The sequence below is a fragment of the Streptomyces sp. MUSC 14 genome, from assembly GCF_001866675.1.
Lineage (GTDB): Bacteria > Actinomycetota > Actinomycetes > Streptomycetales > Streptomycetaceae > Streptomyces.
The window spans coordinates 1-3208 of the sequence record NZ_MLYN01000120.1; the positions used below are offsets into that span (position 1 = coordinate 1).

Annotated in this window: 3 protein-coding genes and 1 pseudogene; 2 read left to right on the forward strand and 2 right to left on the reverse strand. The window is 68.6% G+C overall.

All coding sequences use genetic code 11. From position 1 onward, the window contains the following. On the reverse strand, nt 1-481 hold a 481-nt coding region (locus tag BIV25_RS52215; RefSeq protein ID WP_218158537.1), incomplete at its 3' end, for an acyl-CoA dehydrogenase family protein. A 319-nt stretch (nt 482-800) separates the two neighbouring features. On the opposite strand from BIV25_RS52215, the gene BIV25_RS45710 reads away from it, so the two are divergent. Further along, the gene (locus BIV25_RS45710) at nt 801-1703 is read left to right on the forward strand and encodes an aldo/keto reductase (RefSeq protein WP_071378527.1); all 903 of its coding nucleotides are present in this window, start codon (nt 801-803) and stop codon (nt 1701-1703) included. An 87-nt stretch (nt 1704-1790) separates the two neighbouring features. Beyond that, entirely contained in the window at nt 1791-2525 is a 735-nt protein-coding gene (locus BIV25_RS45715) for a hypothetical protein (RefSeq protein WP_071378528.1), read from the forward strand. A 14-nt stretch (nt 2526-2539) separates the two neighbouring features. Here BIV25_RS45715 and BIV25_RS45720 read toward each other — a convergent pair. After that, nucleotides 2540-3208 (reverse strand): annotated as a pseudogene (locus tag BIV25_RS45720) (transposase); the annotation flags it as partial.

Consider the following 3208-nt stretch of genomic DNA (forward strand, 5'->3'; position numbering starts at 1 on the left):
GTGCGGCCGACCGAGCGGAGCAGGGCGTCATGGATGCCGTCGCGTACAGCAGCCCGCCGAGGTCGGCGCGGGCCCTGCTGATCGGGGAGTTGGCCCGGAAGCCGCTTGCTCCCACCAGGGGCGCGAGATCCTGTACGGCGCGGTGTGCGGTCTCGACGCCGTGGACCTTGACGGTCCGTGCCCACACGTCCGCGTGGGGGCTGTGCTGGGCGGTGAGGCGGGCGGCTGTGACGGCGGCCAACAGCCCTGCGTGGATCTCGCCTTGGGTGCGGCCCAGGGTGACGAGTGCGGTGTCCCGTACGCGGGGCAGGAGCCGTGTGGCGGTGCGGGCGTGCAGGGTGCTGCGTACCTGGGAGTGCACGCCTGCGGCCGTGCCGAGGGCGATGGCGGCCACCAGCGGGCGGAACGCCCTGAAGTGCTTGCGGAAGATCTGCTCGCCGTCTCCGCCGGGGGTGGTTGATGGGACCCTGTACTCAGGCACGGGACGGACCTGCTCGCCTCGCTTCCCCACTCGCTGCCCCGGCAGGTTGCGTTCCTTCTGGCTCGTCTGAGCCACGTTCGACCGGCGGGGTGGTGATCGCTTTGCCCGCCTGCACGGGACGCAGCCTCCGCCGTCTGCCGCCTCGGCAGGGCAGCGGCACAAGGTCTGAATGCTTCTCCCGACCGACGCTCTCTTGCCAGGTCCAACGGCAGTGCGGCGATGGTTAGTTCCCGATAGAGATGTGACGTTTCGCCCAGCCAAAAGACCTGTCGCAGTACACCGTGACGGCCCCATACTCCGGGACCTGACGAACCGACGGGTGAAGGAGCACGGTGAGCGCAGCAGCGGCAGCAGGGACCTGGAGGTGAATCGCATCGGCTACGGCGCGATGCGGCTGACGGGCAACGGCATGATGGGCAACTCAGACGGCGCGCCGATCGACCGCGATGTCGCCGTCGGCCTGCTGCACAGCGCGTTCGAGCAGGGGGTCAACCACGTCGACACGGCCGCCTTCTACTTCTCACCATTGCGGTCCGCGAACGAGCTCATCAACCGCGCCCTCTCGTCCTGGTCCGGCGATGTGGTCGTGGTGACCAAGGTCGGCCCGGGGCGTGATCCCTCCGGCGAGTGGCTCGACACGGTCCGCCCCGATCAGTTGCGTGGCCAGGTGGAGGAGAACCTGCGTCAGCTCGGTCGGGACTGCCTGGACGTGGTGAACCTGCGCGCCGGCGGCGCCCGCACGGCCTCGATCGCCGAGCACTTCGGCGCTCTCGCCGAGCTCCGCGAGGCCGGCCTGGTTCGGCACCTCGGGCTCTCCGCTGTCCTGCCTGAGCACGTGACCGAGGCCCAGAAGATTGCGCCCGTAGTCTGCGTGCAGAACTCCTACGGCCTGGACTGGCGCCGTGCCGACGAGAGCGGGCTGGTGGACCTGTGCGGGGAGCAGGGCATCGCCTTCGTCCCGTTCTTCGCAGTCTCCGGCCTGCGGCGCGAGGCAGCCGCAGGCCAGGAGCACGACGCGCGGGTCCGCTCCGTCGCTCGCGCCCACAACGCCACGCCGACCCAGGTGCGGCTCGCCTGGACCCTCCACCGCGGTCCGCACGTGCTGGCCATTCCCGGTACCACGAACCCGGCACACCTCGCGGAGAACATCGCCGCCGGAAGCCTGCGCCTGACCGAAGAAGAATTGGCTCTCCTCGGCAAGCCGGACGAGGGCACTGTCTGAGACTGGCTCTGGCCGCGATTCCGTGAAGGATCTTGGAGTCGCTCGACCCGGTGCGGTCCGTCCGGAGCCGCCTGGTTGGATGAACGCATGACGGACTGGTCGAGGCTCACCGACGCGTGCGGTTCCGCGGAACACGTGCCTGGTCTCTTGGACCGGTTCGAGGCCAACCCGAGCGGTGTGTGGTCCGAGCTGATGGACCACCTGTGTCCGCAGCTGGATACCGCCTTCACCGCGAGCTTCGCAGCTCTTCCGCGCTTGGCCGAGATCGCGACCGCAGGCAGCCAGGAGACGCTGGGCTGGGTGCTGCTGGCGGCGGGAGCAATCGTTGCCTGTTCGCCTGGGCTGTCCGAGCCCGACAGCCCTCTCGCGCTCTTCTCGGCTCCGATAGCGGTTCTGCACGGCCTCGCTGATCGCCGCTTGAGTCAAACGGTCGAGGTCGAGGAATACGTGAACCTGCTGCAGGCTCTGCTCTCCTTCGAGGGCGTTGAGGTCTGGGATCGCTGCCTGGACGGCCTGCAGACTGGGGAGTACGAGGTCGACTGCCCGTACTGCGGCGTCAACGTGTTCGTCGTCATCGGGCAGGACGACTTCTTCTGCTGCAGCGACGACTACGCGCTTCGAGAGGTGCAAAAGTCACCCCTCCAACCGGCGCGAGTGCAGGAACTGGAAGGGCTGCCGCGGAGGTTGTTCACGCGGGCAATGGCGGACGGGCAGGAAGGCCTGGCTTATGGCGTCCGTTACCTGTTCGGGCGAGCGGCCTGTCCGGACTGCGGGACCGAGTTCTCGGTGGCCGAGCGGGTGGTGGCCGGTTGGAGTCCCTGACCGCCCCGGGGCTTCGCACCAGCGAGGATTCGAGTCCGTAGTAATCGGAAGCTGGCGCGTCCGTACATGGCCCTCTTGATCGCCTTAACCCGGTTCACATGGCCTTCGACGACACCAGAACTCCACGGGAGGGTGAGGCCGGCGGTGACGGCGTCGAGGTCCTGGCGGAGGGAGCCGGCGAAGCCCTGCATCGGCTTCGGAGCGTCCTGCTCTACCTGGCGGATCCACTCCAGAAGAAGGTATCCGCGCCGGTGACGGACGAGATCGGCGAATGTGCGGGCGAGGTCGCAGGCACGAGTGATGTCCGGGCAGGCGAGCCGGACCTCCAGCAGCCTTTTGTCCTGGCTCTCGGTGAGAGGGTCGCGGGGCCGCATGATCCACGAGGTGATCTTGCGCGGACTGGGGATGTCGGCCCGGACCGGCTCGGCGGTGCCCTCCCGCAGGGCGGCGAGGTGCTTGCGGACCACCTGGCGGCTGCCCCGGTAGCCGCGCTCGTGGATCTCCAGGAACAGGCGGGTGCCGCTGACCTGGCCCTGGGTCTCGGTGAAACGGGCATTGAGGTATGCCTTGAATGGCTCCAGCACGCCGTTGGGGCGTCGGTCGCGGGCAGAGGCCAGCAGTCCGTCGAGGTCGGTGTCGCGGAAGCGGCGCACAGTCTTGCGGTCGAGATTCAGACGGCGACC

What these genes read in the sequence shown, in the direction of transcription:
- BIV25_RS45715 (WP_071378528.1), top strand. Translation starts at nt 1,791, where the DNA reads ATGACGGACTGGTCGAGGCTCACCGACGCGTGCGGTTCCGCGGAACAC.